This is a genomic window from Sphaerisporangium sp. NPDC005288 (genome assembly GCF_040607475.1).
Classification (GTDB): domain Bacteria; phylum Actinomycetota; class Actinomycetes; order Streptosporangiales; family Streptosporangiaceae; genus Sphaerisporangium; species Sphaerisporangium rhizosphaerae.
On sequence record NZ_JBEXGT010000001.1, the window covers coordinates 104,190 to 126,319 of the forward strand.

The window sequence follows — 22,130 nt, forward strand, 5'->3', positions numbered from 1 at the left end:
CGCCCGCTCCGATCCCTCGGCCTGGTGTTCCGGCTTCGACGACCTGCCGTCTCGTGTGACGCTCGCGTAACGGTGTGGCGGCCGTCGTAAATCTTTCCATAGAAATCTTTTCACTTTCAAGGAATGGCTCTATCGTACGGCTCTGCCCCCGCATGTGAAGGAGCCGTCCATGTCCTCCCCGTCCGGAACGTCGCCGTCCCCCTCCGGCGCCCCGCTCGGCGGCGCGTCCGATTCGACCCCGGCCGCCGGCGTCGAGCGTTTCGGCTACAAACAGGAGCTGCAACGCTCACTGAGCTTCGCCGACCTGCTGATCTACGGCCTGATCTTCATGGTGCCGATCGCCCCGTTCGGCATCTTCGGCGGCGTCTTCCAGGGCTCGGGCGGCATGGTGGCGCTCGCGTACATCATCGGCATGATCGCCATGGCCTTCACCGCGTTGTCCTACGCGCAGATGGCCCAGGCGTTCCCGATGGCCGGCTCGGTCTACACCTACGCCGGCCGGGGCATCGCCGCGCCGGTCGGCTTCCTCGCCGGATGGGTGATCCTGCTCGACTACGTGCTCGTGCCGGCCCTGCTGTACCTCATCGCCAGCGCCGCCATGGCCTCGTTCGTTCCCGCCATCCCGATCTGGGCGTGGCTGATCGGCTTCATCGTGCTCAACACGGCCGTCAACTACCTCGGCATCGAGATGACCGCGCGGATGAACAAGATCATGCTGGTGGCCGAGCTGATCGTCCTGGCGATCTTCCTGGTCATCGGGATCACCGCCCTGGCGCAGGGCAAGGGCAACGGCGACCTGCTCAGCCCGCTGTACGACTCCTCGACCTTCTCCTGGCCGCTGGTGTTCGGGGCCGTGTCGGTGGCGGTGCTGTCGTTCCTCGGCTTCGACGGCATCTCGATGCTCGCCGAGGAGAGCCGCGAGGACACCCGCAGGCTCGGCCGCTCCATGGTCGCCGCGCTCGCCCTCGCCGGCGTGCTGTTCGTCGTCCAGACGTGGGTGGCCGCCCTGCTCACCCCCGACCGTTCGACCCTGCTCACCAAGGGCGACCCGGCCGGCACCGCCTTCTACGACACCGCCGCGTACGCGGGCGGCCACTGGCTGAGCGTGCTGACCGCGGTCGCCACCGCCGTGGCCTGGGGCTTCGCCAACTCCCTGGTCGCGCAGGCGGCCACTTCCCGCCTGCTGTTCGCGATGGCCCGCGACGGGCAGCTCCCGAAGTTCCTCGCCAAGATCCACCCCAAGCACAAGATCCCGGTCAACGCCACGTTCGTGGTCGCCGCCGTCTCGCTGGTCTTCGGCATCTTCATGAGCCGGCTCGCCGACGGCATCCAGGTGCTCACCTCGCTGGTGAACTTCGGCGCGATGACGGCCTTCCTCGCCCTGCACGTGTCGGTCATCGTCCACTACGTGATCCGGCAGGGCAGCCGCGACTGGTGGCGCCACGTCATCGCCCCGGCCATCGGCTTCCTGATCCTGCTCTACGTCGTCATCAACGCCAACATCGCCGCCCAGGTGCTCGGGTTCGTCTGGCTGCTCGTCGGCCTGGCGATCCTCGCCTACTCCTACCGCGTGGGCCGGCGTCCCACCCTGCCCGCCATGACCACGGAGGTCTCCGAGTGAACGTCGTCTCCTACCGTCCCGCCGCCGACGAGCTGTCCTACACCTTCGGCGGGCGCCCCGCCGTCGGCACGGTCGAGCCCGGCACCGTCCTCGAGCTGTACACCGAGGACTGCTTCGGCGGGCGCGTGCGCGGCGTGGACGACCTGCCCTCCGCGGTCTGCGAGTTCCCCTACCTCAACCCGGTCACCGGCCCCTTCCACGTCCAGGGCGCCGAGCCGGGCGACACGCTCGCCCTGCACTTCATCTCCATCGAACCGGCACGCGACTGGGCGGTCTCCACGACGTTCCCGCACTTCGGGGCGCTGACCGGCACCCACACCACGGCGATGCTCCAGCCGCCGCTGGACGAGGTCGTGTGGATGTACGAGGTGGACAAGGAGCGGCGCACCGTCACCTACCGGGCGCGGCGCGGCGACTTCACCGTGGAGATGCCGCTGGACCCGATGCACGGCACCGTCGGCGTCGCGCCGGGCGCCTCCGAGGCCCGCATGACGATCACCCCGGACGCGCACGGCGGCAACATGGACACCCCCGAACTGCGGGCCGGCGTCACCGTGTACCTCGGCGTCAACGTCGAGGGCGGGCTGTTCGCCGTCGGCGACGGCCACTGCCGGCAGGGGCACGGCGAGGTGTGCGGCACGGCGGTGGAGGCCGCCATGAACACCGTCGTCGCCGTCGAGCTGATCAAGGGCGTGCTCACGCCGTGGCCCCGGCTGGAGGACGACGCCCACCTGATGTCCACCGGGTCGGCGCGCCCCCTGGAGGACGCCTACCGCATCAGCCAGCACGACCTGGTGACCTGGACCTCCACGCTCACCGGCCTCGACCTGCTCGACGCCTACCAGCTCGTCAGCCAGGGCGGCGAGGCCCCGGTCGGCAACGTCTGCGACACCAACTACACGATGGTCGCCAAGCTCCCCAAGGCCTACCTCGGCACCCCCGACATCTACGAAGGCGCCCACTCCCGCCTGCGCGCCCTCGGCGAGCGGTACCTCGCCTCCCGCTGAGGGGCGCGCGCGATTATGTGAATACATTTCTCTTGTTCGGCCGGGCGTGGCCGCGACGGAACATTTCTCTTTCCGAGCGGCCACGGACCCGGCCGACGTCTTTCCGCGGCGGGCGGGCCGCTGTACTAGTGGAGGAGACGAACGACCGGCTCTCGGATGACCACCGCGCCGCACCCGACCCCCGGCCACGTTTATCGGACAAATTCTCCGAAACCGAGCGAATGGGGCAGCGGATGGCAACCGTGACGCTTTTCCGCAATGACTTCGCCTGGACGATCCCGCCGCGCGGGCCGGACGGCCACGTCTACTTCTGGCTGGAGAGCCCCCTGTTCGGCAGGGGCGCGGTCACCGTCACCGCCGTGGCCACCTACGCGCCGGAGAGATATCTCGAGGTGACCCAGGTCGCGACCCGGGGCGACTACGCGGGCCGCTTCTATCTCGACATCGTCGTCACCAACAACGGGCCCATAACCGTCGGCGGCTTCTACGTCCACACAAGTGTGATATCCCCATGACAGAAAGCGGGACGGAAATGCGCGTCGTCGTGGTGTACGACCCGGCCGGGAACATCAAATCGATGGCCACCGCCCCGGAAGGCGGGGCCCTTCCGGGAATGGCATTGGCCCCCGGCGAGGAACTCGGGACGATCGACGTCCCCGACCTGCCTCACGACCTGGACCCCGAGGAGACCAACAAACGGCTCACCGCCATCGCCGAACGCCACATCGTCGAGCCGAACGACACCCGGATGCGCCTACGCGTGAAGGAGTGACCACCAGGCCGCCTCGCCCCCTCGGCGTCCCCCTGCCCGAGAACGCCGACGGCGACCGCCCAGCGCGACGGCCCGCATACCCGGTGAGCGTCACGGTCGGGCATGCCGGGCGAACGTCACCGCCTCACGTACCGGGCGAATCTCACGGCGCCGCGGGCCTGGCGAAGGTCATAGTGTGGCGGCGGCGACGATCTGTTCGCAGAGGGCGTGGGTGCGCAGGGCGTCGTCGGCGGTGATCAGGCGTCCCTCGCGGACGGAGGCGAGGAACTCCTGGCACGCCTGCTCGATGCCGCGCTGCCGGGCGACCGGCGTCCAGTCGGGCCTGCGCGCGAGGGTCTCGCCGCCGTCGAAGTCGACGACGTCGCCGAGGTTCACCACCCGGCGCTTGACGCCACCGCCGATCACCTCGCAGGTCTCCTCGACCGCCCCGCTGACCCGGCTCATCATCCCGATCGCCGTGAACCCTCCCCCACTGTGAGCGGCGATGGGCGGACGGTCCCCGGTGAGGCGCAGGACCACGTGCTCCAGCAGGCCGTCCCGCACGCGCACATCCACCGATGTCTCCGAGATCTCGCCCGGCGCCAGGAATCGCAGGGTGTCCACCACGTGGATGAAGTCGTCGAAGACGACCCGGCGCGGGTCGTCCGCGAGGCCGGTGCGGTTCTTCTGCATGACGACCAGGTCGCGCGGCAGGTCCCGCAGCCCCGCGTACCCGGGCGCGTACCTGCGGTTGAACCCGACCATGAGCGAGAGCCCGCGCTCCTCGGCCAGGCGCGCGACCTTCTCGGCCCCGGCGAGGTCGTACGCGATCGGCTTGTCCACGTACACATGCGCCCCGGCCCGCAGCAACGCCTCCACGATCTCCACGTGCGCCTCGGTCGCGGCATGGACGAACGCCGCCTCGACGCCCTCCGCGACCACCTGCTCCACCGAAGTGAACCGCGCCGGAACGCGGTAGGCGTCACCGAGCCGGTCCAGTCTGCCCCGGTCACGCGTGCACAGCAGCAGCTCCAGGCCGGGTGTGGCCGACAGCACCGGCAGGTAGGCCTTCTCCGCGATGTCCCCGAGCCCGATCATCGCCACGCGCGTCCGATCCATGCCGAGAGACTACGAGGCGGACTGTTCAGGACGAGCACCGAGGGCGGTCCAGGACACAGAGGAGCCACCATGCACGTGGCATGAGGGCGCTCAAGGACGCGGGGTGAGGGGCGACTCGGAGATCCTGAGCTGGAGGGCGGGAAAGCGAGGCGCCACGAAGCCGGTCGCGCGGTACAGCTCGGCGCCGTCCCCGGTGGCGTTGAGTTCGATCACCTTGGCCTCGGTCTCGTCGCGGAACCAGGCCAGCAGCGCCGCGAGGCACGCCCGCGCGTGCCCGCGCCGTCGTCGCCGGACGTCGGTGCTGATGTTGAAGACACGACCCTGTGTGCCCGTGAGGTTGGACGGCCCGGGCGCGCGCCGCTCGATCATGCCCACCGCCGAGCACACCACGCCCAGCTCCGGATCTTCCATCACGAACGCGGCGAAGCCCCCGGTGTCCGCGAGCCGCTCGGCGAACCACGCCTCCGCGGCCTTGCGCCACTCCGCGTCCTGGCCACCGACGGGCGTCCCCATCTCCTCCAGCATCAGCGCCCGCAGCCGCGTCAGCGCCCCCGCGTCCGCCCCCACCGCCCGCCGCACGGCGCGACCGGCTTCCTCCTGACCCATGGCGGACATCAAACCATCCGGGGATGAGCGTCGCCGCTCCGGTATTGCGAGGGGCTATCGGGTGCGCCACCAGTCGAGGGTCTGCTTCAGGGCGACGTCCGTCGGGGTCGGGGCGACGCCGAACGTCGACTCGAAGGCCGAGGAGTCGACGACGAACGGCCGGACGAACTGGTAGCGCGTCTCCTCCAGCTCGCGCAGCAACGGCGAGAACAGCCCCGCCGCCCGCATCACCACATGCGGGATGGCCGAGACGCGGGGCGCGGGCGCCCCGGCCAGCTCCGCCATCCGCTCGGCCAAGTGCCGGACGGTCGTCGCGGGCGGCGTGGGCACGTGCCAGGGCCGTCCCCAGGCCCGCTCGTCCACCGCGACCGTCGCCAGCGCCCGCACCACGTCCGGAATGTAGGTGAGACTGTGCGGCTGGTCGGGATCGGCGGGCACCCGGATCGGTTTGCCGGCCATCAGCGGCTTGAGGAAGCGGTCGCTGAAGATGGCCTGGCCGGACATCCCCGGCCCGAAGAAGTCGGATCCGCGCACCTCGGTCGCCCGCACACGGCCCGCCTCGTGCGCGGCGAGCGCGTCGCGCCACATCGTGGCGCGCACCTTCCCCTTCGTCCCGGTGGCCGCGAGCGGCATCTCCTCGGTCATCGGACGGTCCACCGGCCCGTACCCGTACAGGTTGCCGGTGACGACCAGCACCGCCCCGCTGCGCTCGGCCGCCGTCAGCAGCGCGGCCGCCATCGGCGGCCAGTCACGCGCCCATTCGTGGTAGCGCGGGTTCGCGCAGTTGTAGAGGGCGTCGGCGTCCTTGACGAGGCCCGCGAGCCGGTCGGCGTCGCGCACGTCAGCGGCGACCCGGGTGATCCCCGGATCCGCCGGCCCCGAGCCGGAGCGGGTGACGACGACGACCTCGTGCCCCGACCGCGCCAGCGTCTCCGCCAGTTGCCCGCCGACCTGCCCCGACCCGACGATGACGTGCTTGCCCATGTTCGACCTCCTTGTGATGACGCCTCTTCGGCGGTGTCTCAGACCTGGTGCCAGAGGAGCCGCAGCGCGGCGTTGACGACGAACAGCGCGGCGAACACCACCGAGGTGGTGACGAGGCCGGCCCCCGCCGCGGCCGCGACGCCCCCGCCGAACCAGAGGACCTCAAGGGCCGCCCGTCCCAGCCCGTGCACCGGGATGCTCGCCTTCGGCGACCCGAAGACGCCCCAGACGACCGCGAACAGCAAGGGCCCGCCGATGCCCAGCAGCAGTTTGAGCCCCCAGTTCGGGCTGAACGTGAACCCCCAGTACCCGACCGCCAGGTAGACGCCCAGCTCCAGCAGGAACATCAGGCCCGCGTTGGCGCCTTTCATCACGGTCAGCATCGAACGGCCCCATCTCGATGAACGCATTGCTCTCGTTCGAGAGCAATGCTCTCGCATGGAGACCGGCGTCGTCAAGAGCGCCGCTCTCGCTTCATTCTTCCGCTCCACTCCTCACCCAGCCGAACCCCGGGCCGCGGGCGAACACCCGGAGACAGACGAAACCGGCGGGGCACACCGTTGTGGCCCCGCCGGTCGCGTGAACCGGTTCTCTCAGGACTACTTCAGGCCGAAGGCCCGGGTGATGGTCTGGGAGATGCCCTCGCCGTCGCGCTGGTCGGCGGTGACCCGGATGGAGACGTAGCCGGCTCGCTGCGGCGCGCGCAGCGAGGCCTGCCAGGTGCCCTTCTTCTCCTTCAGGCTCTGCCGCCGCCAGGTGGCGCCGTCGTCGTAGGAGACCGCCAGCGTCACCGCGGAGATCGGGTTCTTCGCGAAGTCGCCGTTGAGCAGCACCGGCGTGATGGACAGGTCCGACGCGCGCCGCGCCCGGCCCTCGGCGTCCACGTCGATCCCGTAGTCCAACTGGACCAGGGGGATGGCGGCGAAGTCCGCCCCCACCGGGGCGCCGGAGGTGAACCGCCATTCGGTCTGGCCGGCGATGGAGTAGGGGTTCACCGTGCCGTCGTTCTTCGTCTGGACGACGATCCGGTAGGGCAGCCGCTGCGGCGCCAGGTCTCCGGCGTTGAGGTAGGGCCAGCCCACGACCTGGGCGACCTGCCTGTCCCCCTGGTACATCGTGATCGTCTCGACCACGCCGGGGATGCCGGACCCGCCGCTGTGCGCCGCTCCCGCGTCGCCGAAGCCCTGGATGTCGGCGCTGAGCCCGGTCTCGCCGCGGAACGGGCCCTCGGCGCTGATCATGCGCGGCCGGGTGATGGGGCCGAACCACCGGTCCTTCTGCACGCTGCCCGGCCGGTAGGACAACGGCTCGGTCTGCGACCCTCCCCAGCCGTTCACGGAGGCGGTCTGCTGCCAGACGACGCCCTCTCCGGCGGAGACCCAGTCGGTACGCTTTCCGGCGGCGACCCGCTCCAGCGGGAACGCCGGGGCGGAGTAGTACTCGTACGGCGGGAACTCCGTCCGCATCTCGGTGACCTGCATCTTGGAGGGCGGAGCGAACTCCAGGTCGACGCGGGCGAGGTCCCGCGGGTCGGTCCTGGCGGAGGGGTCCTCGGGCACCCCGCCGTGGTGGTAGTCGACCAGGTCGTACAGGTACTCCGGCGCCGGGTGGGCCTCGACGTCCAGCCGCAGCGCCTTCCTGCCCGCGGCGGCGATCGCCTTGATCAGCTCCTCCCCCTCGTCCAGCGTGACCGAGGCGACCGGGACGGTCCCGGTCGAGAAGCCGTCGGCGGCGCCGTACCAGTCGCTCCTGCGGCCGGGTGCGTTGTTGACCACCAGGAGCATCGCCGCGCCGGCGGCACGAGCTGCCGCGGCCTGGTCGGCGGGGGTCACCGCGCCGGCGCGTACGACCGCGGCCTTGCCGCGGACGGACAGGCCGGCGTAGTCGGCCTGCGCACCGTCGCCGGCGAAGGCGGCGTCCAGGCGCGAGGCGCCGTCCGGCATCGCCGCGGAGCCGGGCTGCACGAGGACGTCGTCGAGGTCGTGGCCCTGATAGCCGATCTTCAGCGGCGTCTGCCTCGCGCGGAACCGGGTAGTGAAGACGAAGCTGCCCTTGGTCACCTTCTTTTCGCTCGGCAGGGCCCACAGGCTGTCATAGGCGGGCGGAGTCATGATCACTTCATGCAGGGCGGTGCCGTCGCCGGGTGCGGGCCTGCTGGAGGTGAAGGAGCGGAAGATGTCGACCCTGCTGTCGACGACGGCGGTCGGCTTGGGCGTGGCCACCTTCACCTGGCGTGCCCGCGAGGCGTCGAGCTCCACGGTGCGGTCGGCCGTCAGGTCGACCTCGGGAGCGATCAGCGTCGCGACCCCGAGAGAGTCGGGACCGTGCAGACCTTCCACGTCCGGGATGGCGAGGACCGTGTAGGAGCCGGGAGCCCAGCGGCTGGTGAGCGTGCCGTCCGGGACCCACATGAAGGTGCTGCCTCCGTCGGCGCCCTTGATCTCGACATCGCCGCTCAGGGGCCGGCCGGCGCGGTCCTTCAGGTGGACGGTGAGGGCGTACTTCTCGGATTCCACCGAGACGCCCACGACCGTGTGCACCTCACCGGCCGCGTGCCGCGCCCTGACCTGGGCGGTGTACCTGCCGGGCGCGAGCCCGTCGGGGTTCACCGTGACGTCGACCGCCGAGGTCCCGCGCGCGGGCACGGTGAGGTGGTCGGCGGCGATCGTGAACGCCTTCTCGGGCGAGCCGCCGCGGTCGACGGACAGGTCCAGCGTGACGGGGGCGTCCGTGGTGTTGGTGTAGGTGATCTTCTTCTTGACCGGCCGCCGCGGCTGGTCGCCGGACGACCACTGGACCAGCCCGGTGTCCACCGATCCGGTCGCGACGATCTGGTCCTTCACGTAGGCGGCGCCCACGTCCAACCGGCCGGCGCCGGCCTGGTAGGGGCTGTAGTCCGGCGTCGGCACGCTGGTGCTCATCAAGGCGTCCTTGATCTGCCGCGCCGTCCACTCCGGGTGCTTCTGGGCCAGCAGCACCGCCGCACCGGCGACGTGCGGCGTCGCCATGGAGGTGCCGCTGTCGGTCCGGTAGTAGCCCTCGCCCCACTCCATGTACTGCGAGCGCGCCGCCAGCACGTCCACGCCGGGAGCGGTCAGGTCGGGCTTGAGCCCGTCGTCGTTCAGGCGCGGCCCGGCGCTGGAGAAGTCGGCGAGGTGGTCGGAGCCGTCCACCGCGCCGACGGTGAGCGCGGCGTCCGCGGTCCCCGGCGAGGCGACGCTGTACGGGCCGGGTCCGTCGTTGCCCGCGGCGACGACGAAGAGCGCGCCGGTCTCGGTGCTCAGCCGGTTCAGCGCCTGACTCAGCGGATCGTCCTGGGTGTGCCAGCCGCCGACGCCCAGGCTCATGCTGACCACCTTGGCGTGCTCGGTCCGCGTGGCCCACTCCATGCCCGCGATGACGCCCGAGATCGGCCCGGAGTTGCCGTCGTCGAGGACCTTGCCCACCACCAGGTCGGCGCCGGGGGCGACTCCCCGCTCCTTGCCGCCGGACGCGGCGCCCGTCCCGGCCACGGTGGAGGCGGTGTGGGTGCCGTGCCCGTTCCGGTCGGTGACCTCCTGGCCCGGGACGAAGCTCTTGGACGCCGCGACGCGGCCGGCGAGGTCCGGGTGGGTGGCGTCCACTCCGGTGTCCAGGACGGCGACCCGGACGCCGGTGCCCGAGCCTCCCGCGGCCCAGGCCGCGGGGGCGCCGATCTGCGCGGTGGTGTCGGCGAGGGTCGCCTTCGCCTTGCCGTCCAGCCACACCTTGTCGATGCCGGCGGCGAACGGGGGCGCCGCCTGGTCGTACGGCGTGCCGCCGGACCGCTTCGCCGACCGCCCGTTCTCCTGCGCGGCGCCGGTGAGGGCCGACCAGAAGGCCGTGGCCTGCGACCGGCGGGCCCGGACCGCCTCACCGCCGATGGAGGGAAGGCTGAGCGTGGTCCTGGCACCCGGCAGCGCGATGCCGCCCGGCGAGGCGGACGGGGCATCCGTGGCGGCGGGCTCACCGTCGGACGTGGCGCCCGTGGCGCCGGACTCACGGGACGGGGCGCTCGTGGCGGCGGGCTCGCGGGCCGCCGCGTCTTGCGTGTGAGTGACGATCAGGGGCAGTTCGCTGCTGTGCGCGTCGTCGTAGCCCTGCGCGATCAGCCGGGTCACGTCGAAGAGCTGCTTGTCGAGCCGGCCGGCCGCGATGTAGGCGACGGCCGGGTCGGGGTACACGTAGGTGTCCCCGCCCTCGGTGGAGACGCGCACGGAGCCCGTGGCTCCCGGCGCGCGCTCGACGTCCACAGAGGAGGCGGCGCCGGTCCGCTTGGTCACTTTCACCTTGTCGCCGGTGATCAGCGTCACCGTGGCGGTCGCACCGGGCACGCCGCCGCTCGTGGGCGGCGCTCCCGTAGGCGCTTGCGCAGGCGAAGCACTGTGCGCCACCGCTGGGGTGATCACAACGGCGGCGAGGGCCGCGGCGACGGACGCCGCGGCCCTCCGGGGGGAACAGGGCCTCACTTAGCCTCCAGAGTCGATGAACCGGACGAATCCGATCACCCCTGGCAAGGCCCTGTAAAGGACTTGAAGTTACTACTTTCTTCCTATAGTTTGCCCTTTTGTTAACTTTTCCGACATAAGCCGCATATCAGGACATCCGCCTCAGGGGCCTCCCAAGGACGCCCTTCACGGTGGCTCGGTGCGTCCCCGAAGGTCGCGCGTCGTGCTAGATCATCGCGGCAGGACCTCCTAACGAGTCCGGCCGGAAATCTCATCCACGAGGGCGGCAACGCGGCGACCAGTCGGCACGGTCTCCGTGTTCGACCGATTACGCGCGTATACGATCTACTGAGGCCCTTACGGCGGTTTCCATCCCCCCATGCCCCGGAGTCGATGTGAGCGAGCTGATGCGCATGCCCCTGGCCGACGGCGGCCAGGTCGTCGTGGAGATCGCGGACAACGAGCCGGCGGTCCGGCGGGCCTCACGCACCGGGGACAAGATCGAAGCGGCGGTGGACTCTCTGCAGTCAGCGCTCCAGCCCATCCGCAAGGCCGCCGAGGCGGCCCTTGAGACCTTTCGCGAGTCCGGTCCGGACGAGGTCGAGATCGAGCTGGGCGTCAAGCTGAACGCCGAGGCAGGGGCCGTCGTCGCCAAGTCCGCCCTCGAAGGACACCTGACCGTCAAGCTCACCTGGCGTCGCGTCGCGGAGTCCTGACATGCGCCGCTGGTCGGTTCGCGTCCGCGCAGGCTCAGGGACGTGCGGCGCCGGCGTCCTGATCGACGCCCGGCACGTGCTGACCTGCGCCCACGTGGTCAACGCCGCTCTTGGCCGGCACGCCGCCGAACGCTCCCGCCCGGCCGAACCGGTCGAGCTCGACTTCCCGATCGCCGCGGGGGGTGCGCGGTTACAGGCATGGGTCACCGACGACGGCTGGTTCCCCATCGAGGACGACGAACGCGGTGACGTGGCCATCCTGGAGCTTCGCACCACGCCGCCCGACGGAACCGCCCCCGCCGAGCTGACCGAGCGCGCCGAACGCGGCACGGCCGTGCGCGCCTACGGCTATCCCCCGGGACTCGACACGGGCGTGTGGGCGGTGTCGTACGAAGTGGGCGACCCCGGCGGTCCCGAATGGGTCCAACTCGACGCCACACGCGCCGTCGGCAGGCGTATCCAGCGCGGGTTCAGCGGCGCCGCCGTGGAACGCGACGACACCGGCCAGGTCGTCGGCATCGCCGTCACCGAGGACGGCGACGACGGTGCCAAGGTCGCCTGGATGCTCCCCGTCTCGGCCCTTCTACGCCGCTGGCCGCGCCTGGCCGCCTCCTGCCGGCCTCCCCATGCGGACGGGCCGGTCCGCTCGGAGATGACACCGGTCCCCCCGGAACTCACCGGCGTCCTTCGCCAGCTGTGCCAGGTCTCCGATGACCTGCCCTATCCGCTCCGCGGCGCTCATGGACGCTTCCCCCTGTCGGAGGTGTACGTACGGCAGAGCGTCGCCGCCGCTCCCGAACCGCGCAGACCGTGGGAGGAGGACGGCGAGGAGTTCCCGGAGGAGGACCGGCGGCCGTCCGCGGGCCTGGCGCAGCCGTTCGAGCAGGTCTTCGAGCAGCACGACCACCTGGTGATCGAGGGCGCGGCCGGCCTCGGCAAGACCACCCTCGGCAGGATGCTCGTCCGGCACTTCGCCAAGGCCCTGCTGGACGGCAAGGCCCAGGACGGCGAGGCGCCGCTGGTCCCCCTCATGCTGCCCGCCCGCGTGCTGGCCGTCCATCTCCGTGGCGGCTGGCCCGAGGCGTTGCGGGCCTCGGTCACCGCGGAGTACGGGCCGTCCGACGGCGAAGTGGCGGCGTCCCTGTTCACCGGGAAGGTGCGCGGCCGTCGGTGGCTGGTCGTGGTGGACGCCCTGGACGAGATCCCCGACCAGGACGACCGCGAGCGGCTGCTGACCGCGCTCGCGTCCCGGTTCCCTGGCGACGACGGCCCGGCTCGGTTCCTGGTCACCACCCGTCCGCTGTCCCCTGGCGAGATCGACCGCCTGCGCGGTCCGAGGGTCGGCTTCTACGAACTGCAGCCGTTCGACGAGGACGCCCTGGTTCAGTTCGCCCGCAACTGGTTCGACCCGGACGACGCGCCTGGGGGGAACGCGGCGGCGGAGGAGTTCCTGCGGCAGGTGCGGCTGGCCGGCCTTGAGGAGGTGCTCGTCGTGCCCCTCCTGGCCACCGTGGCCGCCCACCTCCACCAGTCCCGCCGCGACCGCCCGCTGCCGGCCGGGCGGTACGAGCTGTACGAGGAGTACATCGGGCGGTACGCCCAGGCTCGGATCGAGGCGGGAGCCTCGTCGCTGGCATCCCTGGACGAGGTCCCGGGCGGTCCGCGGCTCGCGGCGTGGCTGTACGAGCACCGGGTCGCGCTGATGGAAGCGCTGGCCACCGCCTACACCACCACCGAGACCCCGCTCATGGACGTCGCGCGGCGCTACCTGACCGACCATGCCCCGATGCCCGCCCGCATGCCCCTGGACTGGGAGAGCGCCCTCGCCGAGTGGCTGTCCCAGACGGGCGTGCTGTCGAGGAGCCGCACCCGCCTGCGGTTCCTGCACCAGACCTTCGCCGAGCACCTGGCCGCCACCGCCCGCGCCAAGACCCTTCCCAAGGACTTCCGTGCCAGCGAACCGCCCTGGGAGAAGCTGTTAAGCGACCTCCTGTTCGGCGACGACGCGGCCAACCGCGTGGTCCTGCACTACCTGCACCTCGTAGGGCCGGGCGCGGCACTCTTGGACGCGCTGCAGAACGGCACTCTCGACCAGCGCGCCACCGCGGACGGCCTGGTCGAGAAGGGCGCCCCCATCTCGGACGCCCAGCTCACGGCTTACCTGACCCGGCTGGAGAACTTGGTGGGAACGGGTTCGGTGACGGACCTGGAGGAGGTGATCGCCCTCACCCGCCACGCCCCCGTCCGCGAACGACTCGAAGGACTGCTGGCTGACGCATCCCTCGGCCCCGCGATCAGAATCTCCCTCATCGACCTGCTCCGGGAGCGATCGGGCGGAGTACGTCGCGACGGACCGGCGATATTGCGGGCTTTCACCGCTGCGGAGCCCGAGGCGAGAATCCGCTGCAAGGCCGCGACCGTCCTGTCCAAGTTCGGCGGTGATCACCGCGACGAGGCCGCGCGGTTGCTCGTCGCCCTCGCCGAGGACGGCGACACGGAGATCACCGACCGCGTCTCGGCCGCCGAGAGCCTGGCGCGGCTGGGCGGCCGACATCGGGCGCACGCGGCGGACCTGCTCCACCGGTTGGCCACCGACCCGGCGGTGACCGTCTGGCACCGCGCTGAGATGGCTGAAGAGCTGGCCAAATGCGGTCAAGAGCAGCGGCAGCGAGCCGCCGAGATCCTGCACGACCTGGCCATGGACCGCTCCTTGGACGGTATGGACCGACGATCAGCCGCTGAGAAGCTGCACAAGCTGGGAGGCCGCCACGTTCATGAGAGCGTTCACCTCCTGGGGCGACTGGCACACGATCTTCGCCGTGATCGATTCGACCACGCTCTGACCCTGGTCGCTCTTGTGAAGATCGAACCATCCCGCCGCCCTGAGGCCGTCGAAGCACTGCTGCGGGTGACCACTGACCTCAGCATCAGCGCAGGGTACAGACTCGCCGCTGCCCGCGAACTGGCGGAGCTCGGCGGAGCGCACCGGTCGACCGCTGCCCGGGTCATGTTCGACCTCGCCGTACGACCCGACGCCGAGAGCATGGTGGGCAGCCGCTACAGAGCGGCGGAGGACCTGATCGAACTCGGTGCCGGCTTCAAGGCGAGCGGCGTGCAGGCCTTCTACGCGATCAGCGTCGACGCAGTGCAGGCCGCGCACCTCCGCATGACGGCCGTCCAACTCGCCCAATTGGACGACGGCCATCGGATGCCGGCCGCCGACCTCCTGCTGAGACTGGTCGCCGGGCCCGCGCTCCCGTTCGGCCGCCGCCTCCAGGCGGCGAGCACGCTGGCCAATCTGGGAACGCGTTTCCTGCCGGGCATCCTGCGCTTCGTCGACGAACTCTTCCGTCACCCCTTCTCCTCGTCGGCCGAACGCGTCCTGGCGATGGCGACACAGGCGACGCTCCGGCCCGGCGACACACCGTTGGCCGCCACGCTGATCCATCGGCTGGCGATGACCGCGACAGCCTCCGCCGACGCTCGCTCCAACAGCGCCCAGGTACTCGTGGACCTGGGGGCCGCGCATCTCGACCAGGCGGCGGATCTGTGGAGGCGCTTGGCCTCCGACCACGCGGCGCCGCTCCGATCCCGGCGAAACGCGGTGGAGCGACTGCTCGATCTGGGTGCCCGATATCGTGAGGGAGCGGGCGCGTCTCTCCGGCGATTCACCGACGACCCCTCCATCAACGCAAGCGAAAAGACCCTTCTGCTTCTTGAGTCTCACCACCTGGCCTCCTCGCTCGGCGCCGATGTCTACGACCGCATTGCCTCCGATGTCACCGTCGATCACGATGAGAGGAGATTCGCCGTCCGCCAGGGGCACGCCGGCGACACCGACCGGCACCGCCGGGCCGTGGCCCTCCTGCACCAGCTCGCGACGGACCCCGCCGCCACGACGACGGCTCGTCTGAACTCCGTCCAGGAGCTGGCGTCCCTCGGCCCGGATCATCGTGCGCGATGTCTCGAGATGCTGGGGCGAATGGTTGAGGTGTCGGGTACCCATGTCCGGCATCGACCGGCGATCCTGGCCGATCTCGCGAAGCTCGACCCTTCACAGCGCGACAGCGTCGCCGAGCCGCTGCACCGGCACGCCACCGACCCGCTCGTCGCCCCTGACTCACGCCGCGAGGCCGCCGCCGAACTCGGCGAACTCGGCGATGAGCATCGCGAGCGCGGCGCGGAGGTCCTCACGCGGATGAGCCTCGACGTCCTCCTCGACGCACAGGTACGCCGCGAGGCGGCCGGTTCGCTGATCAAGCTGGGTGAGCAGGAGGAGAACACCGGGGTATACCTGCTGTACCGGCTGGCCACCGGTACCGGCGACGCAGGTGAGCGCGAGCCGGACGATCGCCGCCTGGCCGCGCGGGACCTCGCCAGGCTGGGCGGCGAGCGACGGGCACAAGGAGCCGAGGTGTTGCGCCGGCTCGCGGCGGATGCGTCGGCCGATGCCGGCGTACGCCTCGCGGCGGCCCAGGATCTCGCCGGACTGGGCGGCGATGAGCGCGACGAAGGCGCGGAGATCCTGTACCGGCTGGTCATCGAACTGGTCGACGATCCCGTCGAACGACTGCGGATGGCGCAGGACCTCGTCAAGCTCGGGCCCGTCGCCCAGTCCCGCGCCCTGGTGCTCCTCGGCGAACTGACGGTGGACACCGGCGCCGACGTCACGGTCCGCCGGTGGGCGGCGGAGTTCCTGGGCGGGCTACTGTCCCCGCAAGCGCTGGAGACCGCCGTAGTGGGCCTCCACCGTCTGGCCGAAGATCGCGACGTGGACTCCTGGAACCGGCTGTGGGCCATCGAGTCCCTGGCGAAGCTCGGCCCGGACGCGCGGCGGCTCGCCTTCGAGGCGGTGCGGGCGTTCCGCGAGGAGGCGGACGGGCCGGACGGCGACCTGCCGCGAGCGCTCGCGGTCGCGGCGATGGCCGACGTGAGCGACGCTTGCCACTTCGACGCGGTGGACCTGCTCACCCGACTGGCCGAGGACACCTCACGCCAGGGCCGCGAACGGCTCCTGGCCGCCACCGGTCTCCTGGAGATCAGCGACCTTCACGCGCAGCGGGGCACTCGCCTGCTCGGACTGATCGCCGAGGACCCTGCGGTCAGAGCATGGGAACGCCGCCAGGCCGCCGAAGCCCTCGCCCGTTTCGGGACCGCCTGTCGCGCGCGGGCCGTCGGCCTGCTCGACGCCATCGCCGACGACGTCTCCGCCGATCCCTGGGAGCGGGCGGAGGCCGCGATGGCCCTCGCCGAGCTTTCCGCCGACAAGCGCGAACGCGCGATCGGCCACCTGCGGCGCATCGCGGTGGGCCAGGGCGTCTCCGGCGACCAGCGCCGTCACGCCATCGGCATGCTCCTCGGCCTGGGGCCTGAGGCGCGTGCCGCGGGGATCAAGGCGCTCCAGTCGATGGCCGGCGACCGGAAGGCCGGAGACGACGAACGATGGGCGGCGCTGGCCGTCCTGATGCAACAGGAGGAGAGCCGCGACTCGCTCGCCCGCACGCTGCGCGAACTCGCGGGGGAAGCGCGCGCCGATGCGGAGGTACGGCGGCGGGCGGCGGAGGCGCTGGCGATGCTCGGCGACGAGCGACGCCGCGAAGCGGTCGAGGCGCTGCGGAACCTGTCCGCCGACCCGACCGTCACAGGCGCCCATCGGGCCCTGGCGCTGGACTCCTTGGCCGTCATGACCTCGGACGCGTCCGTCCTGGAAGAGGCCGGAGAGGCGCTGGCGCGGGAGGGGGCCGACGCCTCCACTCCGGCGCCCCTGCGTCGTCTGGCCGCCGAGGCGCTGGCCCGCCGTCACCTGGCGCACCGGGGTAGGGCCGCCGAACTCCTGCGGGAGATCGCCGCGGACGACGCGGCGGAGCCCGAGGAGCGAGTCCTGGCCGCCCAGGAACTGGCCGGAACGGGACCGGGCGGCCGGGACACCGCCGTCCGGCTCCTGGCGGAGTCCATCACCGACCCGCTCGCGAGCCCGTACGAGCGAGCCGTCATGGCCATGGCCCTCGCCGGGCTTCGGTCGTCGTACCGGAGGTCCGCCGGCGACCGCGCCCGAGCACTGCTGGACAACCCCGGCCTGCCGGCCGACCGGCGGCTGACGATCGCGCAGGGTCTCGCCGAGCTGGGGACGCCGTACCGGCAGGCCGCGATGGCCGTCATGCATGATCTTGTGGCCGACTCCTCCTCCTTCAGCACGATGAGGTGGCCCGCGGCCCAGGCTCTGGCCCGCGTGGCCGACGCCAAGGGCCGGGTCAAGGAGCCGCTCTCGCCCCGTGACGCGCCGGACTGACCAGAGACGGCGCAAAGCGGATGGAACACCAGACGGTGCGGCCGAGGCCGGGGCCGGAAGCGTGGGTGCCCCACTCCTCGGCCAGCTCGCGGATGATCAGCAGCCCCCGGCCGTGCTCCGCGTCCGGATCGTCGCGCACCACCGGTGCACAGTGCGTGGCCCCGGGATCGTTCACCTCCACGTGGATCGCGCCGTCGTCCTCCACGAGAGTCAGGGCGATGAAATCGTCCCGCCCGCACCCGGCATGCGTGATCGCGTTGGTCACCAGCTCCGAGACGGCGAGAACGACGTCGTCGGCCGCGGGGTGGCCGGCGTCCAGCCATTGGCGCACCTGACGACGCGCGAGCGGCACTGATTCGCGGACCCCGGGCAGGGCCGCGCTGCCCAGAACATTCGGCCGCGGATTCGCAGGCTCCATCGTTTCACCGTCCATTTCCGAAATCCGATGCCCAGGACTTCCGACGGTGTCAGACTCCGACTACGCTTAGTGCTTGATCGACTTCAACCAGTTATCAACGCTTCAACTGAAACCCTCGGTAAAACGCTGAGGAAAGGCCACCCGGAGCCCCCCATGCCAAAGGAAAGCGAGCTCAACCCGTCCGAATCCCCGACCGCCCTTTTCGGTTTCGAGCTGCGACGACACCGGAAAGACCGCGGTTGGTCGCAGATCCGCCTCGCCCGCGCGATCCCCTACTCGGTGGGCACGATCAGCATGATCGAGACGGCGCGGCGATCCCCGTCCGAGGACTTCGCCCGCCGCTGCGACGAGGCACTACAAGCCGAAGGCGCCCTCATGCGCCTGTGGCCCATGGTCAGCCGCCCCACCGCTCCCCCGTGGTTCCGCCCCTGGTTGGACGTGGAGACCACGGCCGAGTCCCTTCGGACATGGGAACCTCTCCTCGTTCCTGGTCTTCTCCAGACCAAGAGCTACGCACAGGCCATGCTGAGCGGAGAACCCGGCGTAAGCCCGGAGGAGGTCGAAGAACACCTGTCGGCGCGAATGGAACGACAGGCGATCCTCGGACGCCCCAAACCCCCCATGCTCTGGGTCGTTCTCGATGAGGGAGTGCTGCACCGGCACATAGGCAGTCCGGCCGTAATGGCCGAGCAGCTCACCTACCTCCTCGAAGCCGGTCAGAGCCCGAGGATCGTCATCCAGGTCCTCCCCTTCCGCGCCTATTCCACGACGGGTCTCCTAGGAGGGTTCGCCATCGCCCAAGCTCAGGGCACCCCCGACACCGCATACGTAGAAGCGGCCTCGAATGCCCAAGTGACCGACTGGACAGAAACCGTGCGAACCCTAGCATTCAGATACGAGGGAATTCGCTCCGAAGCATTGTCACAGCGCGATTCCCTAGAGCTGATCAAGGAGACGGTGCGGCGATGGACGAGCTGATCCGCGAGCTACGGAAAGCCAAGTGGATCAAATCGACCCACTCAGGAAGCAATGGCGGCAACTGTGTCGAGGTGGCGCGTCTCTCCGGAAGCCGTCGCGGCGTGCGCGACAGCAAGAACCCGCTCGGGCCGGTCCTGGTGTGCGAGGGGGCGGCGTGGGAGGTGTTCGTCGGCGGTTTGAAGGAGGGCGCGATCTCCTGACGCGGAGTCCCAGCGGGTGCGCCCGTGGTCGGCCTGTTCCGTGGCGGAGGGATCACCTCACCATGTTCAGGCATCACGGGCCGCCGGTCCCTCGCGAGGTTTCGCCGTCGAACCAGCGGAGGACATTTTGCGGGGGTATGGGTTAGTTGCTCCGTGTTCGGAGGCATGGTGAGCAGCACCCATGTTCGCGACCGGGGGCTGGACAGTGGGACGCAAGGAGACGGGCGCCCGAGACTGGGCGCGGCGGCGGGGCGCCAAGCGTGAGCGCTTGGAGGCCGTGCGGCCCTTCGCCTCCGGACGGGTGCTGGACGCCGGACACGTCCGCGAGGCCCTGGAGGCGCTGCTCCGCCCTGGCGACCGGGTGGCCCTCGAAGGGGACAACCAAAAGCAGGCGGACTTCCTCGCCGAAGCACTGGCCGGCTGCGATCCGGGCGTGGTGCACGACCTGCATCTGCTGATCTCCTCCATCAGCCTGCGCGAGCATCTGGACGTGTTCGAGCGGGGCGTGGCCCGCCGCCTGGATTTCGCCTACGCGGGCCCGCAGAGCGTGCGCATGGCGCAGCTTCTCGCCGACGGCAAGGTCGAGGTGGGGGCGATCCACACCTACGTCGAGCTGTACGCGCGGATGTTCGTCGACCTCGCGCCGGACGTCGTGCTGCTCTGCGCCGAGCAGGCCGACCGCGAGGGCAACCTGTACACCGGCGCCAACACCGAGGACACCCCGACCATCGCCGAGGCGGCGGCCTTCCACGACGGCGTGGTGCTGGTCCAGGTCAACGAACTGGTGGACGAGGTCCCCCGGGTGGACATCCCCGGCGGCTGGGTGGACCTGGTCGTGCGCAGCCCCCGGCCGTTCGCGCTGGAGCCGCTGTTCACCCGCGACCCGCGCCACATCGGCCAGGTGGAGATCCTGATGGCCATGCTGGCGCTGCGCGGCATCTACGAGCGGCACTCGGTGACCACGCTGAACCACGGCATCGGCTACGACACCGCCGCGATCGAGCTCATCCTGCCGACCTACGGCGAGGAGCTCGGCCTGCGCGGCAAGATCTGCAAGCACTGGACGCTCAACCCACATCCGACGCTCATCCCCGCCATCGAGAGCGGCTGGGTCGAATCGGTGCACTGCTTCGGCGGGGAACCCGGCACCGAACGCTACGTGGCCGCCCGCCCCGACGTCTTCTTCACCGGCGCCGACGGCTCGCTGCGGTCGAACAGAGTGCTCTGCCAGCTCGCGGGTCAGTACGCCGTCGACCTGTTCATCGGCTCCTCGCTCCAGATCGACGCCTGCGCGAACTCCTCGACGGTCACCGAGGGGCGCCTGGCCGGTTTCGGCGGAGCGCCCAACATGGGACACGATCCGCACGGCCGCAGGCACGCCTCTCCCGCGTGGCTGAGCCTGCTCACCGGTGAGGCCCCGGCGCTCCGAGGACGCAAGCTCGTCGCGCAGGTCACCCAGACCTTCCGGTCCGGCGGCACTCCGGCGTTCGTCGAGTCCCTGGACGCCGTCCTGGTGGGCGAGGAGACGGGCATGCCCATACCTCCGATCATGATCTACGGTGACGACGTCAGCCACGTGGTCACCGAAGAGGGAGTGGCCTATCTGTTCAAGGCCACGAGCATGGCCGAACGGCGCGAGGCGGTCGCGGCCGTCGCGGGCGCCACCCCGGTCGGCCGCGACATGGACGAGCGGCGCGTGGAAGAGCTGCGCCGCGACGGCCTGGTGGCCCTGCCCGAAGACCTCGGGATCGACGTCCGCAAGGCGCAACGACGCCTGCTGGCGGCGCGCAGCGTCGAGGATCTCGTCGCCTGGTCGGGCGGCCTCTACGACCCACCGGCCCGGTTCCGGACCTGGTGAGGGCCGATGTCCACGACGCACGAGCGGAGTCCGGCACGAGCACCGAGGCCCTCGGCGGACATGCTCGCCGACCTGGCCGTCCGAGCGCTGTGCGAGGAGGCCTGGTTGAGCCCCAAGCCCGGCCTGGTCGACGGGCGCGGCGCCGGCGCGCACGGGGACATGGACCTGGCGCTCCTGCTGGCCTCCGCCGAGGCGCTGCGGCCCGCGTTCCGGTCGCTCGCCGACGCGGCCCGGCGGACGGCAACCGGTGGCGGTCCTCGCGGGGAACTCGGCCTGCGCGAGGAACTCCAACCCCGCCGGGGACTCGGGCCGCGCGACGAGTACGACCCTCGACGGCTGCTCGCGCTTCGCGAGGAACTGGGACGGATCGGTCGCGCAGGCGAGGCGGCCATGTCACGGGTCACCGGAGGGGTGAACACGCACCGCGGCGCGCTGTGGACCCTCGGACTGCTGGTGGCCGCCACCGCCGTCGGCACCGCCACCGACCGCGAGGCCGCTCGCGTGGCGGCGCGACTGGCGAGCCTTCCCGACCGGAACGTCCCGGCGGGGGCGATCTCCCATGGTGAGCGGGCGCGGCGCCGGTACGGGGCGAGCGGGGCTCGCGGCCAGGCCGTGGCGGCCTTCCCGCACGTCATCGACGTCGCGCTCCCACGGCTACGCCTGGCCGGAGCGGCCGGGCTCCGCCAGGACGCGGCTCGCCAGGACGCGGCCAGGCTGGACGCCCTGCTGGCGGTGATGAGCCTGCTGGAGGACACCTGCGTCCTGCACCGGGGAGGGCTGGACGGGCTGCGCGTCGTCCGGTCGGGCGCCGGGCGCGTCCTGGCCGAGGGCGGCGCCGGTACGCGGCGCGGACGTGCCGCGCTCCTGGAACTGGACGAGCGGCTCACCGCCCGGCGGCTGTCGCCCGGCGGGAGCGCCGATCTGCTTGCCGCGGCCCTCTTCCTCGACATCGTCCCGTGGCCGTCTCCCGACGCGTGCCCGAACGCCGAACCCCACGACGCGTGGCGCAGCACCGAACTTAACGACGCGTGGCGCAGCACCGAACCTCAGGACGTGTGCCCGCGCGCCGGATCTCCCGGGTCGAGAAAGGCACCCGCATGCGAGTCCTGAACGACGA

Annotated in this window: 16 protein-coding genes; 10 read left to right on the forward strand and 6 right to left on the reverse strand. The window is 71.1% G+C overall.

The window, feature by feature from the left end; translation table 11 throughout:
• Positions 1 to 169: 169 nt before the first annotated feature.
• The 4 genes from ABZU32_RS00465 to ABZU32_RS00480 all read left to right on the forward strand — a co-directional run bounded on the left by ABZU32_RS00465 (position 170) and on the right by ABZU32_RS00480 (position 3,400).
• Positions 170 to 1,621, forward strand: a complete 1,452-nt coding sequence (locus tag ABZU32_RS00465; protein ID WP_354915133.1) for an APC family permease — start codon at positions 170 to 172, stop codon at positions 1,619 to 1,621.
• On the forward strand, positions 1,618 to 2,628 hold the full coding sequence (locus ABZU32_RS00470; protein WP_354915136.1) for an acetamidase/formamidase family protein: 1,011 nt from the start codon (positions 1,618 to 1,620) through the stop codon (positions 2,626 to 2,628). The genes ABZU32_RS00465 and ABZU32_RS00470 overlap by 4 nt, the downstream gene beginning before the upstream one ends.
• 233 nt (positions 2,629 to 2,861) lie before the next feature.
• Positions 2,862 to 3,143 carry a hypothetical protein gene (locus tag ABZU32_RS00475; RefSeq protein WP_354915139.1) on the forward strand — a complete coding sequence of 94 codons (282 nt, stop codon included), beginning with the start codon at positions 2,862 to 2,864 and terminating at the stop codon, positions 3,141 to 3,143.
• Positions 3,140 to 3,400, forward strand: coding sequence for a hypothetical protein (locus ABZU32_RS00480; RefSeq protein ID WP_354834832.1), 261 nt, complete (start codon positions 3,140 to 3,142; stop codon positions 3,398 to 3,400). The genes ABZU32_RS00475 and ABZU32_RS00480 overlap by 4 nt, the downstream gene beginning before the upstream one ends.
• A 168-nt stretch (positions 3,401 to 3,568) precedes the next feature.
• On the opposite strand, the gene ABZU32_RS00485 is transcribed toward ABZU32_RS00480, so the two are convergent.
• From ABZU32_RS00485 to ABZU32_RS00505, 5 genes are all read right to left on the reverse strand, one after another.
• Positions 3,569 to 4,498 carry a Gfo/Idh/MocA family oxidoreductase gene (locus ABZU32_RS00485; protein WP_354915142.1) on the reverse strand — a complete coding sequence of 310 codons (930 nt, stop codon included), beginning with the start codon at positions 4,496 to 4,498 and terminating at the stop codon, positions 3,569 to 3,571.
• A gap of 90 nt (positions 4,499 to 4,588) precedes the next feature.
• Entirely contained in the window at positions 4,589 to 5,104 is a 516-nt protein-coding gene (locus ABZU32_RS00490; protein WP_354915145.1) for a GNAT family N-acetyltransferase, read from the reverse strand.
• Between the two features lie 54 nt (positions 5,105 to 5,158).
• Positions 5,159 to 6,088 carry an NAD-dependent epimerase/dehydratase family protein gene (locus ABZU32_RS00495; RefSeq protein ID WP_354915148.1) on the reverse strand — a complete coding sequence of 310 codons (930 nt, stop codon included), beginning with the start codon at positions 6,086 to 6,088 and terminating at the stop codon, positions 5,159 to 5,161.
• A 38-nt stretch (positions 6,089 to 6,126) separates the two neighbouring features.
• Entirely contained in the window at positions 6,127 to 6,471 is a 345-nt protein-coding gene (locus ABZU32_RS00500; protein ID WP_354915150.1) for a YrdB family protein, read from the reverse strand.
• A gap of 216 nt (positions 6,472 to 6,687) precedes the next feature.
• A complete protein-coding gene (locus ABZU32_RS00505; RefSeq protein WP_354915153.1) occupies positions 6,688 to 10,440 on the reverse strand; it encodes a S8 family serine peptidase in 3,753 nt (1,250 codons plus the stop codon).
• A gap of 509 nt (positions 10,441 to 10,949) precedes the next feature.
• Between ABZU32_RS00505 and ABZU32_RS00510 the strand changes: the two genes are divergently transcribed.
• A complete protein-coding gene (locus ABZU32_RS00510) occupies positions 10,950 to 11,270 on the forward strand; it encodes a CU044_2847 family protein (RefSeq protein WP_354915155.1) in 321 nt (106 codons plus the stop codon).
• Between the two features lies 1 nt (position 11,271).
• Positions 11,272 to 17,559, forward strand: coding sequence for a trypsin-like peptidase domain-containing protein (locus ABZU32_RS00515; protein ID WP_354915158.1), 6,288 nt, complete (start codon positions 11,272 to 11,274; stop codon positions 17,557 to 17,559).
• Here the strand turns inward: ABZU32_RS00515 and ABZU32_RS00520 are convergent.
• Positions 17,522 to 17,992: an ATP-binding protein gene (locus ABZU32_RS00520; protein ID WP_354915161.1), complete on the reverse strand. Its 471-nt coding sequence runs from the start codon at positions 17,990 to 17,992 to the stop codon at positions 17,522 to 17,524. The genes ABZU32_RS00515 and ABZU32_RS00520 overlap by 38 nt on opposite strands.
• 54 nt (positions 17,993 to 18,046) lie before the next feature.
• Here ABZU32_RS00520 and ABZU32_RS00525 point away from each other — a divergent pair, with 54 nt between their 5' ends.
• The 4 genes from ABZU32_RS00525 (at position 18,047) to ABZU32_RS00540 (ending at position 22,123) form a co-directional block, all read left to right on the forward strand.
• On the forward strand, positions 18,047 to 18,955 hold the full coding sequence (locus ABZU32_RS00525) for a helix-turn-helix transcriptional regulator (RefSeq protein WP_354915164.1): 909 nt from the start codon (positions 18,047 to 18,049) through the stop codon (positions 18,953 to 18,955).
• Positions 18,943 to 19,155: a DUF397 domain-containing protein gene (locus ABZU32_RS00530; RefSeq protein WP_354915167.1), complete on the forward strand. Its 213-nt coding sequence runs from the start codon at positions 18,943 to 18,945 to the stop codon at positions 19,153 to 19,155. Before ABZU32_RS00525 ends, ABZU32_RS00530 begins: the two co-directional genes overlap by 13 nt.
• A gap of 181 nt (positions 19,156 to 19,336) precedes the next feature.
• On the forward strand, positions 19,337 to 21,013 hold the full coding sequence (gene mdcA, locus ABZU32_RS00535) for a malonate decarboxylase subunit alpha (RefSeq protein WP_354915170.1): 1,677 nt from the start codon (positions 19,337 to 19,339) through the stop codon (positions 21,011 to 21,013).
• Positions 21,014 to 21,019: 6 nt separating this feature from the next.
• Positions 21,020 to 22,123 carry a triphosphoribosyl-dephospho-CoA synthase gene (locus ABZU32_RS00540; protein ID WP_354915173.1) on the forward strand — a complete coding sequence of 368 codons (1,104 nt, stop codon included), beginning with the start codon at positions 21,020 to 21,022 and terminating at the stop codon, positions 22,121 to 22,123.
• Positions 22,124 to 22,130: the final 7 nt, after the last annotated feature.